Raw genomic sequence first — 21,680 nt, 5'->3', positions numbered from 1 at the left:
GCGGAATGCGGTTGCCTGGCGTCGTGCCGGTGCGATTGGTCCTCGCTGACGATGAAGCGCTGCTCCGCCGAGGGCTGAAGGTGTTGCTGGAGGCCGACGGCCGGGTCGAGGTGGTGGCGGAGGCCGCGGACGGCGTCGGCCTGCTGGACGTCGTGCGCCGGTTCCGGCCGGACGTGGCGCTGGTCGACGTGCAGATGCCGGGCATGGACGGTCTGGCGGCGTTGAAGGCACTGCTGGCGTGGCCGGACCCGCCCGCGTTGGCGGTGCTGACGACGTTCGACCTGGACGATTACGTGGCGACGGCGTTGGAACTGGGAGCCCAGGGCTTCCTGCTCAAGGACGCCGAGCCCGACGCCCTGGTCCGCGCGGTGCTCGACCTGGCCGCCGGGGGAGCGGTCCTGGACCCCAGGATCACCGCGCGGCTCCTGCCCAAGCTGCGTGCGGCCCGCCTGCGCGACAACCCGCACCTCGACGGCCTGAGCGCCCGTGAACGCCAGGTCCTCACCCTCTTGGCGAGCGGGCAGCCGAACAGCGCCATCGCCGCGTCGCTGGGCCTCAGCGAGGCGACGGTGAAGAGCTACGTCTCCACCGTGCTCACCAAGCTGGGGGTCGAGAACCGAGTCCAAGCCGCCCTCGTCGCGCACCAGGTGGGCACGTGGTGATCTTCCTCGAGTTCCTGGTCGTCACGGTGCCCGCCGCGATGGTCCTGCTGGCCGACTACGTCCCGTACACGTGGTCGATCCCCACAGCGCTAGCGGCGTGCCTACTCCTCCCGATACGCCGTTGGAAACCCTGGACAGCGGCCCTGATCTGCATGCCAGGCCTCATCGGAGGACTCGGCTGGCCACCCACCGTCGTCGCCATGTACCGCATAGGCCGCAAGTCCTCGGTACCAGTGATGATCACCTGGGTGACTCTCGCAACCATCCTCCCGTCCACCCTGGTGGTGGTCACCCAGTCCCTGGCCCCCGCCGCCGCCCTCCTGACGTTCACGTTCAGCCTCTTCATGGCCGGCGCCCCCACCGCCTTGGGCGCCCTGATCACCACCAGACGCGAACTGACCGCGAGCCTCACCGAAGCCTCCCGCGCCCGAACCGCCGAGCTGGAGGCACGCGAACACGGCGCCAGGGCCTCCGAACGCGCCCGAATCGCCCGGGAGATCCACGACGCCGTAGGCCACCACGCAACCCTCATCGCCGTCGAGTCGGCAGCCCTGGCAGCCACCACCGAGGACCCGAAAACCCGCGACACGGCCCTACGCCTTCGAGCACTGGCCAAGGAAGCCCTGGCCGAGATGCGAGCGGCACTGGGCCTCCTCAACACCGAACCAACCCCGGGCTTCGAAGGCATCGAGTCCCTCATCGACCGAGCAAGATCAGCAGGCCTGACCGTCACCTACGAAGACCAAAGCGGCCAACCACCACCACCCGCCACAGGCCGCGCGGTGTACCGAATCATCCAGGAAGCCCTGACCAACGTCACCAAACACGCCCCCGGTGCCGCGGTCCAAGTGCGACTGTCTAAAAAGGACGGACGCCTGCGGGTCTCGATAGTCAACGGTCCACCCACAACCCGAACACCGCCACCAGAGCAAGGCGGCCACGGCCTACACGGTCTACGAGAACGCGTGAGCCTGGTAGGCGGCACCCTGACCACCAACACCCGACCAGACGGCAGCTTCGCGGTGGAAGCGAACCTACCCTCGGGTCCGTCGAAAGTTGACGCAGATGACTCGACTTTCGGCGGTAGTGCACGAAACCCGGCGAACGCATAGTAGGCAGGGCGTCGATCCGGGGGAGCGGTTGAGGCCGAGGGGAGCACAGAGGCCCGCCAAGAGGTGGGCCTCTGTCATTCCCGCAGGTAGACCGCCTGATCGCCCAACCCGGGGGGCCGCGTCGGGGGCTCGTTGCGAGTGCGCTAAGCTATCCGCGCACCCCACAACGGGATGCGGCCGGGACGTGGCGCAGTTTGGTAGCGCACTTGACTGGGGGTCAAGGGGTCGCAGGTTCAAATCCTGTCGTCCCGACGGTCTGAAGAAGCCCCGCTGATCTAGGTAAAACACCTGATCAGCGGGGCTTTTTCGTGCCCGGATGTGGATCATGTCCAAGATCGTCACAGCCTGGTTTTGTGGACCATTTGTGGACCGGGGGCTGTGAGACGTGGTTAGACGGCGCGCAGCCGCGGGGTTTGCGTGGACTTCTGGAGGTGCTGGGAGAGCAGCGCGCCCGCGTCGGTGACCGATCGGCGGTCGGGATGCAGGTAGCGCTGTGTGGTGGTCAGAGACCCGTGTCCGGCGATCTTCTGGAGGTGGTGGACCGGCACGCCCGCGTCGGCCATCCACGTCAGCCCGGTGTGGCGCAGGTCGTGGCGGCGTAGGTGTTCGTATCCGAGCTTGTTGACGACGTCGTCCCAGTGGGTGGCGTCGCGGAGTACGGCGGTGGTGATCCGGCCGCCTCGTGGGCCGGTGAACAGGCGTGCGTCTCCGGTGCCGTCCGTCTCGGCGATTCGTCGTTCCACGAGTTCGCGGATCTCTTCGATGATGGGGACGCGGCGTGCGCGTTTGCCCTTGGTGCCTTTGTCGATCAGTCCGCCCGGTCCGTTGGTGGTCTGGCGCCGCACGTTCCAGGTCCACTCGGTGGTGTCGAGGTCTTTTACGCGGCAGCCGGACACTTCGCCAATGCGTGCCGCGGTGCACGCGGCGAACAGCACGACGTCGCGCCAGCCCTCGTACTCGTTCGAGGAACTGGCGACCAGCGCATCGGCAAGGTGGGTGAGCGCCGTCCAGTCGGCCAGCGCGAGGGATCGCGGGTCGTCCAGCTCGTCTTCGGCGCGGGCGTACTCGCGCTGCCATCCGGTGATCCTGGCCGGGTTGCGGTCGATGATCTCGTCGCGCAACGCCTGTTCCATGACGCGGACTAGGACGGCGATGCTGTTCTTCACGGTCGAGCGGCTGTGCTCGTCGGCGATCCAGCCGTGTACGGCGCGGTCGACGACGCCGTGCGTGACCATCTGGACGGGGATGTGCCCGATGGTCGGCACGACGCGTTTGCGCCATCCGGCCAGGTAGGGATCGGTGGTCTTGGCTTCCAGGCCGCGGAGCGCCAACGGCATGTTGGCGTTGCCGTAGTCGGTGAGCGTCATCTCTCCGGCGCTGGGGTCCACTCCGCCGGCCGCCGCGCGCTTCATGGCGTCGATCCAGGCTTGTGCCTGCTCTTCAGTCATGCACGACTTGGACAACGAAGGGCGTTTGCCGGTCGCGGGGTCGGTCCAGCGGACGCGGGCGCGGTAGGGCGTCGGACGGTCGGGGAGGTGCTCGATGTCGTCGGACAGTTCGACGCCGATCGGTGGACGTCGTCCGGGCTTGGGCATGGCTGGGGCTCCTTGGGCCTCCGCAGAATCCGCAGAATCCGCAGAATTGACCGGATGTGGTCGTTTGTGCTGGTAGGCAGGTTGTGGGGTGATCATGGTCAGACTCCGCAGAATCTCCGCAAAACCTCCGCAGAATTCACGGGGCCGGTCGCGGCCGGGGTGGGCGGCTGCCGGACCTGCCCTCGTCGGGTGCTCCAGGTGATCCGCGTGCTGGGCACCCGGTGGGTGGGGCCTGGTGGATTCTGCGGAGGTTTTGCGGAAGTTCTGCGGAGAGCACGGCCGTTCGGGGCGCACCCTGCTTGATCTGCGGAAACAGGTCGGTCGGCGGGATTCTGCGGATTGTGCGGATTCTGCGGAGGGTCACGACTGGTCTCCGGCCCGGTGGGTGGGGTGGACGTAGTACGTCGGGGACGGCTTGCGGCCGGGTCCACGTCGTTCGGGCGGCGGGCTGTGGTGGATGTGGCCGTGCTGTTCGAGCAGGTCCAGGGCGGGGGTGAGGTCACCGACCTTCTTGAACCTGGCGCGGTTCATCGCGGTGAACAGCTCCCGGACGGTGAACGAGGTGGGGTGGGTACGCTCGATCCAGTCCAGGACTACCTGTGCGTCGTCGATGACGGGGTCGCTGCCCATGCGGTCGAACGCGGCGAGGGCGTGGGCGGCGGCGTAGTCGGTGATGCGGCGTGCTGCGGTGAAGGTGTCGGTGGTGATGGCACCGGCCCAGCTGGTGGGGTTGTGGGCGAGGTGGAGCAGGGCGGCGATGCGCGCGGTGAGCCCGGCCTGTTTGCCGCCCCAGTCGCCGAGGTGTGCCCAGGAGCCGGTGACGGGGTGCAGGCGGGGTTCGATCTCGTCTTGCAGGTCGGCCATGAGGTCGTCGGCGGCCGGGGTGAACACGAGCACGGCGGGGTCGGTCCACTCGGCGAGTTCGCGTACCAGGGACCGGATGCGGGTGTCGTAGGCGTCGGCGATTTCGGGCGCCGCAGGGGTGGGGCGGGAAATGCGGCTGCCCACGGTGTTGACGGGCAGGGAATACATGATTCGGGCCAGCAGCCCGGTTCCCCGGAACGCTTCGTTGCGGGCCAAACCGTCCAGGATCGACGGCTGGACGGTCAGGCCCAACGTGATCGCGGGTTCCTCGACGGCGGTGGCTTCCCGTCCTTGCCGGTCCACCAGGTGGAGGTCACCGGCGTGGCCTTTGAGGAACACGTCCAGGTTCGGCGATCCCGAGTAGCGGCCGGCGAGCGTGCCGAACAGCCCGCCTTCGGCCGACAGCACGGCGATCCGGCCGCCGTGGTCGGCCAGCAGAGTCGCGACGACTTCCGGCGTGGCGTCGTCGGCGATCAGCCGCGGGGTGATCGGCATGGCGCTCTTGTCGACCTGCATGGCGGCGTTCACCGCGGCTTCCAGCGCGGCGTCACGGTCGGACAGGTCGGCCGACAACACGGCCTTTTCCGCGCGGGCGGCGAACTCTTCGGCGGCGCGTCGCCCGATACGGGCTGACTCGATCTCTGCTTTCGCCTCGGCGACGAGTTCCTTCTCCACCGCGCGGATCGGCCGGGTCATCGCCTTGAACACGGCGGATTTCCGTGATGCGGGCGGGAGCACGACGACGGAGTAGAGGTTGACCGGCTCATCCCAACCGGGCCGCACCTGGACCCGCACCCGCCCGCCGGCCGCCGTGGACAACGCCACCAGGGCGAGGCATCCGGCGAGATCGGGCGGGGTCTGGGTGAGGTTGGCGACTGCGGTGACGTGGTCGGCCAGCCACGTCGGGAACGCGTCGATCGGGAAGGGCGGGACGGCGCGGCTGGTGCCCAGTGGCATCGGCGCTTCCCACTCTGGCGCCGGGGTGGTGGTGTCGGTTTCGGGAACGGCGTGCAGTGTTCGTGTGGTGCTCATGCTGCGCCGTCCCGTTCGTCGCGGTCTGTGGTGATGATCAGGCGGCCGATGTGTTCGGCGACGGTGGGCACGACGGCGTTGCCGAGTCCGCGACGTCGGTCCACCCCGGCGGAAACCCCATAAGCCACTCCATGAGGTCGGGGTTGACCGGTCCACGGCCGTCCCGGTTGCGCACCGCGTCGGTGAGGTTCCAGTGGTGCCGGTCGCGGCCCAGGACTCCACCGCGACTGGCATCCGATGCTCGTGGTGTGGGCCAGTCCGAACAGCCGCTCACGTGGGTGTGGGGCACCCACTGCACAAGCGGAGGTACGGCCGATGCGGTGTCGGTAGCCGGCTCGAACAAGGTCGGCGTGGACGATGTGAAGTCCACGGGTGAGCAGACCGGGCACGTTTTCCCACAGGACCCATCGGGGCCGTAGGGCGAGGATGACGGCGAGCATTGCGGGCCATAGCCACCGGGGGTCGTCGGTGCCGAGACGCCGTCCGGAGTCGCTGACGGGCTGGCAGGGAAACCCGCCGGCGACGACGTCCACGACGGGCCGCTGTTGGGACTGCCACCACTCGGCGGCGGTGCGGACGTCGTCATGGCGGGGGACCTCCGGCCAGTGTCGGGCCAGCACGCGCTGGCAGAACGGGTCGATCTCGACTTGGCCCACTACGTGCATCCCGGCGCGCTCCAGGCCCAGGGACAGGCCTCCGATTCCGGCGAACAGCTCCAGGACGTTCACGCGGCACCTCGGCGGGTTTGGTCGGCGGGTGCGGTGCGTGGGCGTTGCTGTCCGGCGCGCAAGCCCTTCTCGATCACGCGGCGGATCTCGCGTTCGGTGCACCGGCACGGTCCGTTGATCATGTGGGTAGCGGCTGCGTACAAGGCTTGTTCGGCTTGAAACGCAGGGAGCATCCCGCCACCGACGAGTTGGCCCAGTTGCCCGGATGCGGCGTACAGGACGCTGTTGTGCTCGTTGGGTGCGGCTTGTGCGACGTATCGGCACTCGCCCCGGACAGCGGCGTCGACGTAGGCGGGCAACCGCTGTGAGGCGATCTGAGGGGCCGCTGTGGTGGTCGTGACGGGCTTGGGGGACAGGCGGTGGACCAACCAGGTGGGCAGATCGGCCACGGGGAGGTCTTCCACGAGTTCGTATCGGCCGGTCGGGGTGGTCGATCCGGGGGCGACGACGTAGCCGCCCCAGCCGCGGGTGTCGACCTTCCACCCGAGTCCGTTGCCGGTGGCTCCCTGGGTGTTGCGCAGCTGCGTGCCTTCGGGTGCGTGGAAGTAGAGGTGCCGGCCGCCGCTGGGGGTGTCGACGGTCAGCGTCTCCCACGGCACCGGCTGACCGGCCTGCTGGCAGACCACGGTGAACACGTCGCGTCCGTCCCGGACCCCCTCCCGTTTCCAGCCGTCCGGGGGCACGTCGGCGGGTGAGTCGAGGGTGTCCATGTCCACCACGAGCAGCCCGCTTCGTCCGGCCGCGATGCCGACGTTGCAGCCGCTGTAGCGGCGGCTGTTCCAGAACCACCGCACTTGGTCGGGGTCGTTCATGGCTCGCTGTTCCCATCCCTGGTGGGTGGTGGCGCAGATTCCCGAACGCGGACAGTCGTCCTCGCCGTGCAGAGCGGGCGGCTTCTTCGAGTTGGGCCGGATGGGGAAGACGTGCCAGCCCCGCGCGACGGCATCGAGGGCGACGGTGAGCATGTCGTTGGTGTGCACGGTGGTGGTCTCCTTCCGGTGGTCGGGGCGTGGGGGGCGGGGCGGGGGGGGGCCCCGCGCCCCCCCGCGGGGTTGGGCCCGGGGGGGGGGTGGGGGCGGGGGGCGGCCCCGGGGGGGGGGGCGGGGGGGTGGCCGGGGGCGCCACACCCCCACGGCGGTGGGCGAGGTCCCCCGGACGGTGGTGGCGGGTTACCGCTCGTGCGGGGCGCGCAGTTCGGCTCGCAGGTCGTCCAGGGCGCGGCCGTCGGCGGTCCGCCGCCACGCGCTCCAGCCGTGGTGGTGTTTGCCGCCGAGTGCGGTCGCGGCGGCCGAGGGGGTGGCGAAGACCCGTTCGTCGGCGAGCAGGAAGGTGCCGTCCATGCGGATGCGGGCGGTGTGGCGGACTTGGCCGGCACGGCGGTCCCACACCAGCTCGTCGCCGACCTCCAGGAGTTTGGCGGTGAGCAGGTCGCTCACGACGGTGCCCGCCCACCGAAACGGCGAGGAGCCCGGCCGTTCGGAGTTCAGCACCATGTCGCGGCTGAGGGTCTCGGCGGCGTCGACGTACAGGCTCATCACGGCGGCGGCGGTGGGAGCGAGGGTCCACGGCCAGCGCTCGTCCATCCCCGACCAGCGGCCGACGGGCAACCACCGGCCTCGATAGGCCAGCAGCATCTCCACGTCGACGGCGTGCTCGTCGCCCTCCGGCAGGTCGGGGTCCTGGTCGGGAGGGGTCAGTCGGATGACGAGGTCGCCGTCGTGCAGGTCGGCCGGTGGCCGACCACGCAGCCACGTTGCGGTGAACAGGGCGACCTGTCCGGCGGTGTCGGGGTCGACGTCGCCGAGGATGTCCACGGCGAGTACGAGCATCGCCCAGGCGTCGTGCGGGGTGCGCATCGGTGTGGGGCCGAGGGACGGCACGAGCACCGTCGCGTCGACGGGCAGTCCTTCCCAGCGCAGCAACGCCGTCTCTTCGTCGGGCTGTGGCGTCGCGGTGGACACGCCGGGGTCATCGGTGCGCTGGTCGGTGTTCGGCGCGGCAGCGGCCGACTGGTGGGGCGGGACAGGGTTGGATCCGGTGGTCACGGTGGTGCCCTTCAAGGTCGGATGGTCGTGCAGCGGTTGGGTTTCATCGGCGCAGGACGTTCACGCGCTCGCCGCCGAGCAACGGCTTGTCCTCGGGACCGGCGAAGTGCGGGTCGATCCAGATGGGGCGGTGGTCGCCTCGGCTGGGGTAGTACTGGTTGCGCCAGTGACCGCGCACGATCCACCGGTGCCGGTACTCCCGCGTGCCCTTCCCGAAGTCGTCGTCGGGGCGGTCGGGGGGCTCGGTGCGGGCGCGCCGCAGGTCGATGTAGCGCACGGTGGGGTCCAGAACCGGGTCGAGGCGTTCGATCCGGCGGCGGGCGGCGCGAGGCGCGGTCATCGACTCCGAGCGCACGAGGGTCTGTCCCATCAGCAGCCATGTGGCGAGAATGGTGCGCTGCAAGGCGACCGTGGCGTCGGTGTCGACAGTGGACTCGCCTCCGGACACCCCGCCCGGCCAGCCTTGCATCTCGGTGAACTCCATCGGTGTGAGCGCGCACCACTCGTAGCCGTGCGGCGGGGCGAACGACGGCGGCACCGGGGCGCGCTCCAGGTTCGGCAGGAACGTGGCGAGGATGTGGTCGGCCGCCTGGTCGGCGACCTCCGCGTCGGCGGAGGGTTTGTTCTCCGGTGACGGTTCGGGAAGATCGCGCGTGGCGGCTGTTCTGGCTCGTGCCAGCACCTCGTCGTGGGGTGCCTGTGCGAGCGTGCGGCCGATCCGCACGATGCCGCGCTGCGATGGGGATGTGGTTGCCCAGGTGTGCGCCCACAAGCCTCCGCGTCCCGGTCCCCACGAGACGACCGAGACGTCGTCGTGGCGCGCGCCGGCGGTTCCCTCTACCGGTGGGTGCTCGTAGACCATCAGGCCGACCTGGGCGGGCAGGTCCTCGGGGTGCAGGCGGTAGTCGGTCAGCGTGTCGGCGGCGTGGCGGGCGAGGTCGGTCATGTCGGCGGATACGTAGAACAATTCAGCCGCCGGGAACTGGACCGCGAGCGTGCCCGCGATCGTGGCTCCTACGTCGTCGATACGGTCGAACACACGGGACTCGGTGGCTCCGTCGGGGCTGGGACCGAGGAAGAAGCGGAACCAGTTCCCCGCCCCGTCGAGTCCGGGATCTCGCGCCCAGTCGGTCATCCGCGCCCGGATCTCGGGCACGTCCCGCGCTGTCACGGCGGTCATGACGATTTCCCCTGCGGCGCGGCGTGGTTAGTGAACGCGAGGCGCCGTTCCGTGCTGTGTGCACCGCGGGCCCGGCACCGCCGGCCGCCCCACGGCGAGAGCGCGGGAAAGTCGCGCATTCGTCAACCCCCTTTGTTCCCAATGGTTTGTCGGTCGGGCTGACGTGTATGGACGCTTCGTGCGGACCGGGATGTCAATGCCGGTGCGTGATGCGCGAACGAAGTGGACCTGTTTGTACCAACGACACAGGCGGATCGGTGTCCGTCCACACGAGACAAGTGTTTTTTTGATGTACCGCTTGACTTCATGCGCCGAAGGAAGCGTCCATAGTCGTGCGGCCCGACAACCACCGGATGCGCACCGGGGGCCGCACCCGCTCCGGCCGGGGCATGACCACCCACCCGACACGTCACCACTGCGAGGTAGTCATGTCCACCACCACGACCCGCACCCTGCGCTCCGTCCCCGACCCGGCGAAGCCGCGCACGGACACCGAGGAGAAGCTGTGGCAGGCACTGCGGGACAACCCCGGCAGCACCGCCGCCGCCCTGTCCACCGCCGCCGGAATCGGCAAATCGACCGCTCCCAAGCTCCTCACCCGCTGGGAGAAGGACGGCCTCGTCACTCGCACCACCGGAATCGCCGACGGGGGTTCGCGCCCCGCCGACCGCTGGTCCATCACCACGGACGACCAACCCACGGACGACCAGCCGACCGACGACCAGCCCACGGACGACCAGCCGACCGACGACCAGCCCACGGACGACCAGCCCACGGACGACCAGCCGACCGACGACCAGCCCACGGACGACCAGCCGACCGACGACCAGCCCACGGACGACCAGCCCACGGACGACCAGCCCACGGACGACCAGCCCACGGACGACCAGCCCACGGACGACCAGCCGACCGACGACCAGCCGGAGGTGGCTGGCGAGTCGGGCGCGGACGGCGGGCAACAGGAGAAGCCCGAGCGGTTGGCACCGGGGGCGCTGCGCGGGATGGTCGAGGACTACCTGCGCGACAACTCGGGCGAGTTCAGCCCGAACACGATCGGCAAGGCGCTGAACCGATCCTCGGGTGCCGTGCACAACGCGCTGGAGAAGCTGGTCGAGAGCGGCTACGCCGTGCGCACCAGCGACAAGCCCAAGAAGTACTCGCTCGCCCCGACGGCCACCGAGTCGGCGGACACGTCGACGAAGTAGCGTCGCCGCAAGGTGACCGCGTGATTCGTGCCCTCCAACGGTCCGCCGTTGGAGGGCACGATTGCTCGCAGTGCCGGACACCCGGCATCGGGGTCTGGCGGCGCGCTCCCACCGTCCCCGTCCGGCGGGCGTTGTGCAGTTGTTCCGCCGAATCCACTGCTATGCGCCCTTCCCCTATCGACGGGATAGCGGGCGACGTGGGCGCGCCACATTCGTGGCGTGCGGTTGTCCAAGCGCGCGCTGTCGTGGTTGGTGTCACCCCGCCGCCGGGGTCATGCGTGGTCCGCCGCGTCCCGAAAGACGAATAACCCCAACCGGTCCGGCCGCCAGCGGTAACGGAGCCCCTCGGGGGGCACTATGCGCGGCAACGGTCGCGGGCCGAGTCCGTGATCGTGATCGGTCGCGCCGAGTGTTGTCGGCCTCGATTCCGTGCCTGGATGCGGTAACGAACGGGGAGCCGACCTCGGCCGGCGAGCAGGTGGGATCAGGAAAGGCAGGCTTGCCGCGGCTCGGCTCCCCTTCCGGAAGGGGGAAGGTAGGGCGAGCTGTCGAGGGTGCTGCCTCCGTGCTTCCCACCGACAATCGGATGGACGTGGCACCCGTCAAGCCCGCCGGGCTCGAGCCGACACGTTCGCCGTCAGGCGGGGTATCGCGGTGCGCGCGTGAAGGCCGACCAGCGACCCGTACGGGGTCGCTGGCGGGATTGGGCGCATAAATGCCCGTCGGTGGTGGAGGCGGTGGTCAGGTGCAGGCGTCCCACTGTCGGGTGGTGGGGTTCCAGGTGGCCTGGGTGTACAGCCGGTTGAGGTCGGGCAGCCCGGGGAGGTCGGACCGGTTGGGCATGATCATCCAGCCGAGGCGCTCGCAGTCGGCCTCGCCCGGCCAGCGGCCGGTCCAGGTGTCGATGCCGCAGTCGTGGTCGGCCTCGCAGCTCAGCCGTTGCAGCCCGGTGACAAGGCACCTCGCGACGTCGCAGCCGTCGACGTGCGGCTCGCCGATCGCGACGTCGCAGTCCGGGCACTGCGGCTGGGGTGCGAGCAGGTCGTGGAGGTCGGGCATGGTTCCGTTTCGCCTTCCTGGTGGTTGCCCGTGCGGGCGCCTCGGGTCCGGGTTACCGAGTCGGCCGGGGTGCGGGGGCCCGGTTGCTTCGTGGAAGTCGGCGTTGGTCGCGGTCATTCGCCGAGCTGCAGTTTCGCGTCGGCGGGGTGCTCGAAGTAGCAGTCCTCGTCGCAGTCCTGGGTGCCCGCGCTGGTGATGAACGGGCAGTCGTCGCGGTGGGCTTTGGTGAAGGTGACGCTGCCGTCGGGATGTTCGATGATGTGCAGCGCGCCGCCGTGGCTGTACGCCCAGGCGATCTCGTCCGGGTCGATGCGGTGTTCGGCGTCGAAGCCGTAGCTAGTGGCCAGCAGCGCGCTGATCGCGCCGTGCACGTGGGGCGACACGGTCACCGTGGTCGGTGGCGCGGCGAGGATCTCGGCCGCGCGGCGCAGGAGCTGCTCGGTCAGCGGACCGAGGACGGTCACGGCGTGGACGTCGTGGCGTGGCGTCGGGGTGTCGTGCCACCAGTTGCCCGGAGCCTCGGCGGCCAGCTTCGTCCAGGTCATCTGGTCGTTGAGGACCTCGGCGACGGCGAGGCTCTGGTTGATGTAGAAGTCGCGTTCGACGCGGGCTTGGACGGTGCGTCCGGCGATCTCGACGGTGCGGGTGTAGTGGTAGCGGTTCGCGGTGGCTCCTGCGGCCTCGTCGCGTTCGATCATGACGGTCATCGCTGGTCTCCTTGGGTGCGGGTCGGGTGCCCGTCGGAGTCGTCGCCCGGCGGGCGTGGACCGGCGGGTTCAACGGGTGGCGAGTTCGGTGCGCAGGTCGGACAGCGGGCGGTGGTCGCGGGTGCGGTGCCACAGGTGCCAGCCGTTGACCGTGCAGCCCGAGAGGCTGGTGGCGAGGGCGGTGACGGTAGAGACGGCGAACTCGTGCGGTCCTCCGTCGTGCAGCACACCGCCCGCGCGGACGGTGGCGGTGTGCCCAGCCCATTCGAGCTGTTCGCCGACCTCGACCAGTCCGGCGTCGATCAGCGCGGCGAGGGCGTCGGGCGCGGGACGGCGAGGCGCCGAGCCCGCGGACTCGCCGGCGAGCCCGAGTCCGCGCGAGAGCCAGTCGGGCATGGAGGCGGCGATCGGACCGGTGAGCGTGGCCCATTGCGCGTCGCCGAGGGCGGCGTCGGCGAGGTAGCGCATGTGCACGAGCACCGACATGGCGACCTCGTGCGGCCAGCGCGCACCCACGGCGCGCCACCTGCGCACGGTGCGCCACTCGCCCTGCATGGCGGCGAGGACCTCGACCTCGGCCGTGGCGGGGTCGTCGTCGGCGGGCGGGTACAGCCGCACCACGACGTCTCCGGTGTGCAGGTCGGCGGGCGGCGGTGCGGGCAGCCACACGCCCGCCAACAGGGCGGCGGTGTCGGTGTGAGCGGGGTCGGGGCGGGGCCCGTCGCCGACGAGGCGAACCGAGGCTCCGGCGGCGTCGATGGTGTTCACCGCCACCACGACCAGCCCCCATGCTCCGGCGGGCGGACGCATCGGCACGGCGGCTGGTGGTGTCGGGGCGAGCAGCACGGTCTCGGGTGGCAAGGCGTTCCGGATCGCGTCCGTCGGCGTCGTGACGTGGTGGGTGGTCATGGTTGCCTCTTCCGGGGCTTCACGAGTTGGGTCTGGGGTGCGCGTCCGGCGGCGGTGGGCACTCCGGTGCCGGGATCGCGTATGAGCGGGAGCGGCACCGACGGCGGGGCGGCGGGGTCGCGCAACCAGGCGTCCATGTCGGGCGGTTCCATGTCGCCGCCGTGGGGTTCCTGGGGTGCGCGGGGGTTGAGCCGTTCCCATCGCACGCCGCCGCCCACGGTGGCGAACACGCCGCCGGGGTCGGGGTCGTAGGTGAGGATCCAACTGTTCAGGTGGCTGGTGGACCACGGCCACGGCCAGCCGGTCCGGCGCGGAAAGGCCGCGCCGAGGTCTTCGGTCTCCCAGGTCACGAACAGGTCGGCCACGGCGTCGCGGTAGGTGGTCTCGTCGGTCGAGTCAGAGCGAGCCGTCCGGGCGGGACGCGCAGCAGGTTGTCGGGGTCGCAGTTCCATTGCAGGGAGCCGAGCCATTCGGCGTCGTGCCCGCGCCCGACGTAGAAGTCGGTCTTGGTGGACATGCGGCTCACCGCCCGCCCGGTACGCCGGGCGCGGTCATGGTCATCACGACCACCCCAGGGCGTTGGCGGCGAGGGCGGGCAGGTAGCCGACCTGGTCACCCGCGCCGAGCCACACCACGGGCGGGTCGGTGGGCGGGGTGCCGTCGCCTTCGGCGTCGTCGGGGGTGCACACCACCCGCCCGAGGGCGTGTTCCATCGGGTAACCGGGCTGGGTGGCGAGCCGGACGGGCGTGGTGGGGTCGTAGGCGGTGAGGGCGGCGATCAGGTCGCCCACGGTCGCGATGGGGGTGTCGGTCATCGTGATCACCTCGGGTGTCTGTCGTTTCCGTCGGGTCGGAGTCCGGTCCGGGGGCGGGTGGTCGCCCCCGGACCGGGGCGGCGGCTAGCGGGTGGCGGCGCGCAGGGCGGCGGTGGCGGCGCGCCCGATGGCCTGGGCGGCGGCGGTGGGGTCGGTCAACCGGTGCACGGTCGCCCCGTCGAGGGGGGTGTCGGTGTCGTCGATGGTCAGCCACAGCACCGCGCACCCGGCGGCGCGCAACCGGTCGAGGCGTTTCTGCCCGTCCCGGCGGGGCTGGTCACGGAACCGGCCGTCGGACACGATCACCACCAGTCGCGCCGCGCCGGGGCGGGACAGTCCGAGGGCACCGTCGAGGGCGTCCAGCGCGGTGGGGATGTCCTCCCAGTTGTCGTTGGAGTGGAACTCGGTGACCTCGGAGGGGGTCTTGCCGGGGTGGGTGAGCGGGCGGACATGGTGTCCGAAGATCACGCTCGCGGTCTGGGCGGGCACCCTGGTATGGCGGGCGGCGTCGGCGAGGATCCACGCCGCCGAGGCCACGTGGTCGCGCGCCCACCCCATCGAGCCGGACACGTCGCAGGCCACCCCGACCCGCAACGGCGGGACGGTGACCGGTGTGCGGGTGATGCGGGTGAACGGTTCGGCGGTCACGGTCGCCCCGGCGGCGCGTTGGGCTTCGGCGGCACGCACCCCGCGCATCCGCAACCGTCCCGGCGGCACGTCGGAGGTCGACTTCACCGCGACCCGCTCCCGGATCCCGGCGGTGTCCAACGCCCGCGCCAACACCCGCGCGGCGGTGCGCTCCTGCGGGGTGGGCCGGCGGGTGCCGGACGTGGCGGTCGACCCGGTACGGGGACCACCGAGGGCGAACACCGACCGCGCCGCCTCCCGTGCCTTCTCGTCGGCGGCGGCCTCGCGTGCCTTCGCGGCGGCGGCGACGGCGGCGGGGTCCTCGGGTGCCTTCTCGCGCGCCACGTTCGCCGCCACCCCGTCGAGCACGGCGGCGATCGCGCCCGCCAACGGCGACGGGGTGGCCGGGGCGTTGGGGGTGCCGGTCCCGGTGGTGCCGCCGGACGGGTCGGGGGTGCCGGACGGGTCGGGTGCCGCGCCGGGGTCCGGGTCGTTGGGGTCGGTGTCGGGGTCGGTGCCGAGGATCTCGCACCACTGCCGCCCGAGGTCGAGCATGGTCTGGCCGTCGTCGTCGGCGGTGCGCAACGCCGTGCGCCACACCGCCCGCAACTTGTCGAGGGTGTCCGCGCCGAGCACGTCCTGCACGACACGGGCGACCGGGGCGACCTCACGGCGGGTGAGCACGCCTCCGTCCGCCCGTCCCAACAGCAGCGCGGCGGTGTGCGCGGCGTGCGCCGGGGTCATCTGCGGGGCGGTGGCGGGGTCGGCGAACAGGTGCAGGTCGGCGGCGACGATGCTCTTCACGCACGCCCGCAGCCAGTGCCGGTCGTCGGGGCGGCGGCGGATGTGCGCGGCTTCCATGCGGGGCTCTTCCAGCAGCATGGCGGCGGCGACCACGCCGGGCGGGGCGTCGTCCGGGGGTTCCCACACGGTGTGCCGGGCGTGCCCGCACTCGTGGGTCAGCGCACCCCACGCCGGGGCGTAGCGGGGGCGGTCGGACAGGTTCGCGGGGTCGACGGTGGCGGGGTCGACGCCGAGGTGGTCGCCGTCGACCTCGATCAGTGCGCGGGCGGGGTAGAAACACGCCGGGGCACCGCCGCCCGCGCCGGGCGCGATGGTGACCACGAGGTCGTCCCGGTCGGCGATCACGGGGACCTCGTCGGCGAAGGCGGTGGACAGGGTCAGCCATTCGGGGCGGGCGGGGAACACGGCGGCACCGGTGGCGTCCGGGTCGGCGGTGAAGTGGGTGCTCATGGAACGGTCCTTTCACGACAGTCGCGGGGTGACGGTTGGGTGGGGTGTCAGGGTTTGGCGGGGGTGATGCGGGCACCGAGGGCGAGTGGGGTGACGGTGCGCCCGAAGGCGGCGCGCACCACGGCGGCGACGGTGGCGCGGTCCTCTTCCGGGGCGATGCCCACGAGGTTCGCGGCGGCGGCGTCGACGCCCAACACGGCGGCGATCTTCTTGAACGCCAACAACTCGCGCAGTTGCGGTGCCCATCCGACCTCACCCTTCTCCTGCCGGGTGGCGAGGTTGCGCGCCACCCGCACCGCCTTGCCGTCCACCCCCAACTGGTCGGCGAGGTCGTAGTCGGAGGACACCTGCACCTGCACGGAGAACCGCGACGACAGGGCGTCGGTGAGCACCGCGCCGTGCACGCCGGGGTTGTGTCCGGCGACCACGTAGAACCCCGGCGCGGCGTCGACGACCTCGCCGCCGTTGGCCTTGATCACGATCTGCCGGCGTCCGTCCATCGCGGGGTAGACCACGGCCAGCACGGTCGGCGGGATCAGGGTGGCGTCGTCGATGAACAGCGGCACGCCCTCGCGCATCGCGCGGACCAGCGGACCGTGCACGAACACGAACTCCCCGTCTGGGGTCTTGGTGTAGTCGCCCACGAGGTCCGCGACCACGGTGTCCCCGTCGCCCTGCACCGTGACGCAGTTCGGGAACGCCGCCTCCACCACGCTGGTCTTGCCCGTGCCGGGTGGTCCGTACAGCAGGGCGGCGACCCCCGCCTCGCGCAGCCGCCGCAACGCGGTCACGTCCGGCAACGTCGTCCCCGATACCAGGCGCGGGTGGTACTCCGTGCCGTTCGGACGCATCACGGGACCGGTCACCGCCGCCGAACCGGTCGCCGAACCGCCCGCCCCGGACGGGGCGGAGGTCGGCGCGGGCGCGGCGGTGGACGGGGCGGACGTGGCAGGGGCGGCGGCGGTCTTCTTGGGGCGGCGCGGGCGGGGCGTTCCGGATGGCGCGGGGGCGGGAGTGATGGTGGGGGCGGCGGCGGACGCGGTGGTCGCCGTCGCCCGATAGGCCAGCGGCGTCGTGGAGGCGACCTCGGCCTCGCCCCGGTCGGTCAACACCTTGCACGCGTTGCCCACAGCGCCCGAGGACCGGTTCAGGGTGTGCGCGATGGCGCGCGGGGTGAGGGCGGTGCCCGTGTTGTCGGCGAGGACCTTCGCGACCATCGCGCGCAGTTCGCCGTTGCGCAACCGGGGCACGGTCCCACCCGCCGGGGCGGCGGGGGTGGTGGCAGGGGCGGCGGGTGCCGGAGCGGGCGGGGTCGGGGTGGTCATCGCGGGTGGTCCTTTCGATTCCGCACGGTGGACGGGCGCGCATTCTGCAAGGCTTTTCGGTCATTTCCGGGTTTCGTTCACCGGGCATGGCTCGCGCCGGGTGTGGTATTCGATGTGATTCCGGTTCCCCTGGCGACAATTCAATTATGACTCTGCGCCGCGCCGTTCGCAACGGGTTTGACAGCTCATTTTCAAGACTCTTTTCGGGCCGTCGCGCGGTCGCCATTCACTGAAATGACAGGCTTGGGCGTGCACCGATATTTTCGAGCGTCGCGCCGCACGGTTTCCGCAGGTCAGCGACACGTGAGACGTGAAGGAGGCCGCGGACGCAAAAGCGACGCCGGCCACAAATAAGGAGATCGGCCGCAAGCAGAAATAAGGAACGGGAAATAATGAATGGCATTGACGACAAGAAGGGAGACCGGCGATTGCGACACACGACAGCGACAGGCGAGCAGGGAGACGGCAGGTCAGGGAGCTGACCGCCAGCCGCCCCGATGTGTTCACCGGCTTGTGGGCAAGCGAGTCTGGGATACCAGCGGATCCCCCTACAGGGCCCTGACCGGCGTCTTCGCCGACTGGAGGGGGTGGCGTTCTAACGGGATCCCCAAGATGATCCCCAATGTGATCCCCCATATGAACCCCCAACGGACGTCACCGTACGCGCAGACGATCTCGATCTTGGCTACACACAGTGACATTTAGATGAGTAGGAATACAGTGGGCGAGGTGCACCGTTTGGCGTAGCGTGAAGGACGTTCGCCTTCTCGCCGGCGAGACGGAGAGCGACGACGCGATCGCGCCGAACAGGCACGATCGCATCAGCGGCACGCTCGGGGAAGGCGCTGCCGCACTACGCGACGAGGGGCGCGGCTCGGGGGTCGGGTCGGTGCACATGGGGAGGGTGCGGTGACGGAGAGAGACGACAGAGTCCTTCGTGGGGTGTACGACCTGAAGAACCTTTTCGGGGACAAGTGGGTACCCGCCATCATGGTGGCACTTCGAGACGGCCCGCTGCGCCGGGTCGAGATTCTCTCCACGGTCAACTCGTATTCCATCGACGAGAATTGGTCGGACAAACACGCTGTCCTGCACGATAGCATTCTGGCGCGCACATTGAAAAAGATGCGCGAACAGGGGATCATCCTCCGCGAAAGCCACACGGAGACTTTTCCGCCGGAAGTGACTTACTCGTTGAACCCCGAAGTCGTCGAGGTATTGACGCTGGCAGAGCCACTGATCGCGTGGACCGAGAAACACCCGGAACTTCTCGCACAAGCCCAGGCACACAGCCGTCAAAACAATGGAGATGCCGGCGATCTCGGCGACGTGACCGAACTCGACGGAGCCGGCGATGCCGTCCCGTCCGTCGACCACCGTCCGGATCGGGCGGACGGCCCCGCCGGTTGACCACCGCCCGTGGGGCGGTGTGACGCGGTCACCCGGCTCTGCTGTGCTCACGGTCGGCTCCCAACGGCGGGCGCTGCTCGGTCGTCGCTTCGTGACGGCGGCGCAGCCGGTCGGCCAGGCTCACGGCCTGCTGGCTGGGCCGGTCGTCGACCTCGGCCAGTCGGGTGGTGAGCAGGGTCAGGGTGCGTGGGATGGCGTCGAGCTGTCCGAGGCGTTCCTGCAGGCGCATGATGTCGCGGTAGATCAGCTCGTTGTGTGGGTCGAATGCGCGTGCCACTTCCAGCAGGTCGAGTGTCTGCTGGGGGTCGTGGTCGACCAGGGCGCGGGCGAGGGCGGCCACGGCGTCGATGGCGTCGCGGCGGATGGCTTCGCGGGCGGTCTCGATCCACTCGGTGCTCATTCCGTCGGCCAGCGGGCCGCCGTAGTGGTCGACGATGTGCCGGTACGCCTCGACCCGGTCCTGCTCGGTGGCGGCGGCGCGGCGGGTGGCCACGGCGGCGGCGAAGCGGTGGTAGTCGACCTCCACCAGGTCCGGGTCGAGGCGGTAGCGGCCCTCGCCGACCAGGACGATGTCGGACAGGGCGCCGTCGGTTGCCGCGGTCACGGCGCGGCGCAGTCTGCTGAGGCTGGTGTTCATGGCGTTGGTGGTCTTCTCCAGCGGGCTGTGAGCCCACAGGGCGCCGATCAGCGCCTCACGGCTGGCGCCGTCGGGATGCAGCGCCAGGAACACCAGCAGTTCCCGGACGCGGGGCTGGAACTCCGAGGTGATCTCGCGCTCGACGATGTCGTCACCGCGTGCGGCGGGTTCGGGTCGCCACCACACTCGTGGCGGCCCCAACACGCTGATTCTCAGCGGCACGAGCGCGTCCTCGCCGGAACCGCCGGGTCGCTCGGGTCGGTGGCTGTCGACCCGGTTCCCGGCGTGGGCGGCATCCGGCGTGTCGGCGTTCCCGGTCACCTCGCCCGCGGGTTCGTTCCGGGCGGGTGCGGGCGGGGAAGGGCGTAGGCGAAGACCGGGCGGGGACACGGGTGAGGAGGTCGATCCGAGGATCTCCAGCTCGGTGTCGGCCGGTGGCTGCGCAGCGCCGTCGGCCGGGAGGATCTCCAGGTCGGTGTCGTCGGCCGAGACCTCGGCTTGCCCGGTGGCGGCGTCCTGGCCGTTCTCGTTCGCCTCGGGGGTCACCGGTTGGTCGGGATCGGTGTCGCCGGCCACGGCGTGAGGCCGTGGCCTCGATGGCGGGCCGTGCTCGTCGACCGTGACGGGCTCGGGTTCAGGATCGGCGCGGTGCAGCAGGACCAGTAGGTCGGCGGTGTCGGTGTCGCCGAGCCGGAACACGCGCGTGCCGCGCAGGGGCTCGCCGGGGCCGGGGCTGGTGGCGGAGATGGTGCCGTCGTCGCGGACGTAGGCGGTGACACCGGGCGCCCACTGGCCCAGCAACAGCCCGGTCACGCCGAAGCCCGCCCCGTTGTCCAAGACCGCTTGCAGGCGCTGCCGCTGCCGTTCGGGTGCGCGGGCCACCAGGACTACGGGAGGCCCCGCATCGGCACCTCCGCTTTGATGACGGCTGGCGCGCACCAGGGTCTCGGCCTCCAGTTCGTCCAGGGCGGTGTCGAGGTCGGCCACCACGCGCAGGCTCGCCGGCAGTGCTGTTCGGGCGGCCTGGCGGCCGAGCAGGGCGGCGAGATCGGCTGCTGGGACGATCACGCGCACGGGTTCCGACGTGGTGGCCAGGGTGGCGACCAGCAGGGCGCGGACCGCTGCGGGGGCGCCCGCGCCGATCAGGCCCAGGCCGTGTGCGGCGGCCAGGTCGAGCGCGATCTCCCTGCCGTCGAGCACACCCACCGCCAGGACCGACGCCTCCTCACCGGAACGACCCGCCGCGCCCAGCACCACCGGGGGTGCCGATGTGCGCCGAGGCCGCTCGTCCGGTTCGCCGGCGTCGAGGTCGAGGTCGTCGTCCTGGTCGGCGCGCAGGTGTGCCAGCCGCAGCTGGTACACCACCGGTGCGACGGGCAGGTCGGTGCGGTCGCCGCTGCCGGGCCGGTAGCGGCGCCGGTGACGACGGCGGGCGACGAGCAGGGCGGCGCTGACCGCCGCGGCGAGCCCGAGCCCGACGAACAGCTCATCACCCCAGCGGAACCCCGGCTCACCCGTCACGTCCGGACCCGACTGCGGCGCCTGCTGGGTGTTCGGTCGTGCCGGGGTGGTCTGGGGTGCCGGGGTCGTGTGCGGTGTCTGTTGTGTGGAGGGAGCGGGCGTCGCCGGGTTGCTCGGTGTCGAGGTGGCCGGTGGGGGCGTCACGGGTGCCGGAGGCGGAGGTGGTGCCGGCGAAAGTGGTGGCGGGGCGTGTTGGTCGGGTGGTGTCGTGGGCACGGTGGCGTCGTCGGGCAGAGCCATCTCCTCACCGGCGAAGACGAGGCTGGGGCGGGTGAACGTGCCACCGTCGGGTTGAGGTTTGCCTTTGTTGAGTTCGTAGATCTCCGGCCAGCGGTTGCCGTCGCCCAGGGTGCGTTCGGACATCCGCCACAGCGAGTCGTACACGCCGGTCTCGGGGTCGTAGGGCCGCACCACGTCCGACTTCGCGGGGGTAAGCCGTTCGACCACGGCCGGAGCGGTGTGGTGCGGTGCGGCGTACGCGGCGTGCCGGATACCCCCGACGCCCTGGTCGGACGGGTAGTGCCAGGCCGGGGCTGTAGCCACGATCTCGGAGCCGGTGTCCGGTCCGGTGAAGGGCGTGCTCGTGCGGGCCGGGTCGGTTCGGTGACCCAGGATCGAGATCAGGACCGCGCCGACGAGCACAGCCGCGACCCGGTGCACCGGTCCGGCCGCGGACAGGTCCGGCAGCCGCGCGTCGCGGGCGATCTCGACCGCGCAGCGTGCCACGTCGAGCGTGAACAGCGCCCATACCAACCAACTGGCGCAGGCCAGGAAGTCCAGCAGGAACGTGGTCGTCATCGGACCGAGCAGCACACCCTCGACCTCCGCCCACGAGGGCACGTGGTCGGGCAAGGGCCAGCCGATGAAGTGGGTGAGTGCCCACGGCAGGCCGGCCAGCAGCCCGACCAGGACCACGGCGGCCAGTAGCCCTCGCAGCAGCCTTGCGACGAACCCGAGGACGCGCCCGGCGCCGTGCCGGGCACGACCTCGCGC

Annotated in this window: 19 protein-coding genes, 1 tRNA gene and 1 pseudogene; 6 read left to right on the top strand and 15 right to left on the bottom strand. The window is 70.9% G+C overall.

Features of this window, described 5'->3' with window-relative positions; all coding sequences use genetic code 11:
• The first annotated feature begins 5 nt into the window (after positions 1–5).
• From FM051_RS35480 to FM051_RS35470, 3 genes are all read left to right on the top strand, one after another.
• Positions 6–662 (top strand): response regulator, encoded by a 657-nt coding sequence (locus tag FM051_RS35480; protein WP_158842676.1) that lies wholly within the window; start codon positions 6–8, stop codon positions 660–662.
• A 38-nt stretch (positions 663–700) separates the two neighbouring features.
• Positions 701–1,774, top strand: coding sequence for a sensor histidine kinase (locus FM051_RS35475; protein ID WP_158842675.1), 1,074 nt, complete (start codon positions 701–703; stop codon positions 1,772–1,774).
• Between the two features lie 178 nt (positions 1,775–1,952).
• A tRNA-Pro gene (locus FM051_RS35470) sits at positions 1,953–2,026 on the top strand.
• Positions 2,027–2,163: 137 nt separating this feature from the next.
• Here the strand turns inward: FM051_RS35470 and FM051_RS35465 are convergent.
• From FM051_RS35465 to FM051_RS35445, 6 genes and pseudogenes are all read right to left on the bottom strand, one after another.
• Entirely contained in the window at positions 2,164–3,369 is a 1,206-nt protein-coding gene (locus FM051_RS35465) for a tyrosine-type recombinase/integrase (RefSeq protein ID WP_158842674.1), read from the bottom strand.
• Positions 3,370–3,729: 360 nt separating this feature from the next.
• Positions 3,730–5,265 carry a YfjI family protein gene (locus tag FM051_RS35460; protein ID WP_158842673.1) on the bottom strand — a complete coding sequence of 512 codons (1,536 nt, stop codon included), beginning with the start codon at positions 5,263–5,265 and terminating at the stop codon, positions 3,730–3,732.
• A gap of 305 nt (positions 5,266–5,570) precedes the next feature.
• A pseudogene (locus FM051_RS52300) lies at positions 5,571–5,930 on the bottom strand (DNA cytosine methyltransferase); the annotation flags it as partial.
• A 59-nt stretch (positions 5,931–5,989) separates the two neighbouring features.
• Positions 5,990–6,973 carry a bifunctional DNA primase/polymerase gene (locus tag FM051_RS52295; RefSeq protein ID WP_238412274.1) on the bottom strand — a complete coding sequence of 328 codons (984 nt, stop codon included), beginning with the start codon at positions 6,971–6,973 and terminating at the stop codon, positions 5,990–5,992.
• A gap of 189 nt (positions 6,974–7,162) precedes the next feature.
• Entirely contained in the window at positions 7,163–8,053 is an 891-nt protein-coding gene (locus tag FM051_RS35450) for a restriction system modified-DNA reader domain-containing protein (RefSeq protein WP_158851201.1), read from the bottom strand.
• Positions 8,054–8,081: 28 nt separating this feature from the next.
• The gene (locus FM051_RS35445) at positions 8,082–9,218 is read right to left on the bottom strand and encodes a hypothetical protein (protein ID WP_238412898.1); all 1,137 of its coding nucleotides are present in this window, start codon (positions 9,216–9,218) and stop codon (positions 8,082–8,084) included.
• 428 nt (positions 9,219–9,646) lie between these two features.
• Between FM051_RS35445 and FM051_RS35440 the strand changes: the two genes are divergently transcribed.
• Positions 9,647–10,423 (top strand): MarR family transcriptional regulator, encoded by a 777-nt coding sequence (locus FM051_RS35440; protein WP_238412897.1) that lies wholly within the window; start codon positions 9,647–9,649, stop codon positions 10,421–10,423.
• A gap of 741 nt (positions 10,424–11,164) precedes the next feature.
• On the opposite strand, the gene FM051_RS35435 is transcribed toward FM051_RS35440, so the two are convergent.
• The 8 genes from FM051_RS35435 to FM051_RS35405 all read right to left on the bottom strand — a co-directional run bounded on the left by FM051_RS35435 (position 11,165) and on the right by FM051_RS35405 (position 17,119).
• The gene (locus tag FM051_RS35435; RefSeq protein WP_158851199.1) at positions 11,165–11,482 is read right to left on the bottom strand and encodes a hypothetical protein; all 318 of its coding nucleotides are present in this window, start codon (positions 11,480–11,482) and stop codon (positions 11,165–11,167) included.
• Positions 11,483–11,595: 113 nt separating this feature from the next.
• Positions 11,596–12,189 (bottom strand): cupin domain-containing protein, encoded by a 594-nt coding sequence (locus FM051_RS35430; protein ID WP_158851197.1) that lies wholly within the window; start codon positions 12,187–12,189, stop codon positions 11,596–11,598.
• Positions 12,190–12,258: 69 nt separating this feature from the next.
• Entirely contained in the window at positions 12,259–13,098 is an 840-nt protein-coding gene (locus tag FM051_RS35425) for a hypothetical protein (RefSeq protein WP_158851195.1), read from the bottom strand.
• On the bottom strand, positions 13,095–13,463 hold the full coding sequence (locus tag FM051_RS35420) for a hypothetical protein (RefSeq protein WP_238412896.1): 369 nt from the start codon (positions 13,461–13,463) through the stop codon (positions 13,095–13,097). Before FM051_RS35420 ends, FM051_RS35425 begins: the two co-directional genes overlap by 4 nt.
• Positions 13,445–13,615, bottom strand: coding sequence for a hypothetical protein (locus FM051_RS52290; protein ID WP_238412895.1), 171 nt, complete (start codon positions 13,613–13,615; stop codon positions 13,445–13,447). The genes FM051_RS35420 and FM051_RS52290 overlap by 19 nt, the downstream gene beginning before the upstream one ends.
• 43 nt (positions 13,616–13,658) lie before the next feature.
• Entirely contained in the window at positions 13,659–13,913 is a 255-nt protein-coding gene (locus tag FM051_RS35415; RefSeq protein ID WP_158851193.1) for a hypothetical protein, read from the bottom strand.
• Between the two features lie 84 nt (positions 13,914–13,997).
• A complete protein-coding gene (locus tag FM051_RS35410) occupies positions 13,998–15,794 on the bottom strand; it encodes a vWA domain-containing protein (protein WP_158851191.1) in 1,797 nt (598 codons plus the stop codon).
• Positions 15,795–15,841: 47 nt separating this feature from the next.
• Positions 15,842–17,119, bottom strand: a complete 1,278-nt coding sequence (locus FM051_RS35405) for an AAA family ATPase (RefSeq protein WP_158851189.1) — start codon at positions 17,117–17,119, stop codon at positions 15,842–15,844.
• A gap of 748 nt (positions 17,120–17,867) precedes the next feature.
• On the opposite strand from FM051_RS35405, the gene FM051_RS35400 reads away from it, so the two are divergent.
• The gene (locus FM051_RS35400) at positions 17,868–18,032 is read left to right on the top strand and encodes a hypothetical protein (RefSeq protein WP_158851187.1); all 165 of its coding nucleotides are present in this window, start codon (positions 17,868–17,870) and stop codon (positions 18,030–18,032) included.
• 29 nt (positions 18,033–18,061) lie between these two features.
• The gene (locus FM051_RS35395) at positions 18,062–18,529 is read left to right on the top strand and encodes a winged helix-turn-helix transcriptional regulator (protein ID WP_158851185.1); all 468 of its coding nucleotides are present in this window, start codon (positions 18,062–18,064) and stop codon (positions 18,527–18,529) included.
• A gap of 28 nt (positions 18,530–18,557) precedes the next feature.
• On the opposite strand, the gene FM051_RS35390 is transcribed toward FM051_RS35395, so the two are convergent.
• Entirely contained in the window at positions 18,558–21,602 is a 3,045-nt protein-coding gene (locus tag FM051_RS35390) for a BTAD domain-containing putative transcriptional regulator (protein WP_238412894.1), read from the bottom strand.
• Between the last annotated feature and the right edge of the window lie 78 nt (positions 21,603–21,680).

It is taken from the genome of Saccharothrix deserti, from assembly GCF_009769385.1.
In the GTDB taxonomy this organism is placed as follows: Bacteria; Actinomycetota; Actinomycetes; order Mycobacteriales; family Pseudonocardiaceae; genus Actinosynnema; species Actinosynnema deserti.
The sequence above is the reverse complement of the archived record's forward strand: the minus strand, read 5'-3'. Positions and strand labels throughout refer to the sequence as shown.

What these genes read in the sequence shown, in the direction of transcription:
- FM051_RS35405 (WP_158851189.1), bottom strand. Translation starts at nt 17,119, where the DNA reads ATGACCACCCCGACCCCGCCCGCTCCGGCACCCGCCGCCCCTGCCACC.
- FM051_RS35435 (WP_158851199.1), bottom strand. Translation starts at nt 11,482, where the DNA reads ATGCCCGACCTCCACGACCTGCTCGCACCCCAGCCGCAGTGCCCGGAC.
- FM051_RS35440 (WP_238412897.1), top strand. Translation starts at nt 9,647, where the DNA reads ATGTCCACCACCACGACCCGCACCCTGCGCTCCGTCCCCGACCCGGCG.
- FM051_RS35475 (WP_158842675.1), top strand. Translation starts at nt 701, where the DNA reads ATGGTCCTGCTGGCCGACTACGTCCCGTACACGTGGTCGATCCCCACA.
- FM051_RS35425 (WP_158851195.1), bottom strand. Translation starts at nt 13,098, where the DNA reads ATGACCACCCACCACGTCACGACGCCGACGGACGCGATCCGGAACGCC.
- FM051_RS35460 (WP_158842673.1), bottom strand. Translation starts at nt 5,265, where the DNA reads ATGAGCACCACACGAACACTGCACGCCGTTCCCGAAACCGACACCACC.
- FM051_RS35480 (WP_158842676.1), top strand. Translation starts at nt 6, where the DNA reads ATGCGGTTGCCTGGCGTCGTGCCGGTGCGATTGGTCCTCGCTGACGAT.
- FM051_RS35410 (WP_158851191.1), bottom strand. Translation starts at nt 15,794, where the DNA reads ATGAGCACCCACTTCACCGCCGACCCGGACGCCACCGGTGCCGCCGTG.
- FM051_RS35465 (WP_158842674.1), bottom strand. Translation starts at nt 3,369, where the DNA reads ATGCCCAAGCCCGGACGACGTCCACCGATCGGCGTCGAACTGTCCGAC.
- FM051_RS35445 (WP_238412898.1), bottom strand. Translation starts at nt 9,218, where the DNA reads ATGACCGCCGTGACAGCGCGGGACGTGCCCGAGATCCGGGCGCGGATG.
- FM051_RS52290 (WP_238412895.1), bottom strand. Translation starts at nt 13,615, where the DNA reads ATGTCCACCAAGACCGACTTCTACGTCGGGCGCGGGCACGACGCCGAA.
- FM051_RS35415 (WP_158851193.1), bottom strand. Translation starts at nt 13,913, where the DNA reads ATGACCGACACCCCCATCGCGACCGTGGGCGACCTGATCGCCGCCCTC.
- FM051_RS35430 (WP_158851197.1), bottom strand. Translation starts at nt 12,189, where the DNA reads ATGACCGTCATGATCGAACGCGACGAGGCCGCAGGAGCCACCGCGAAC.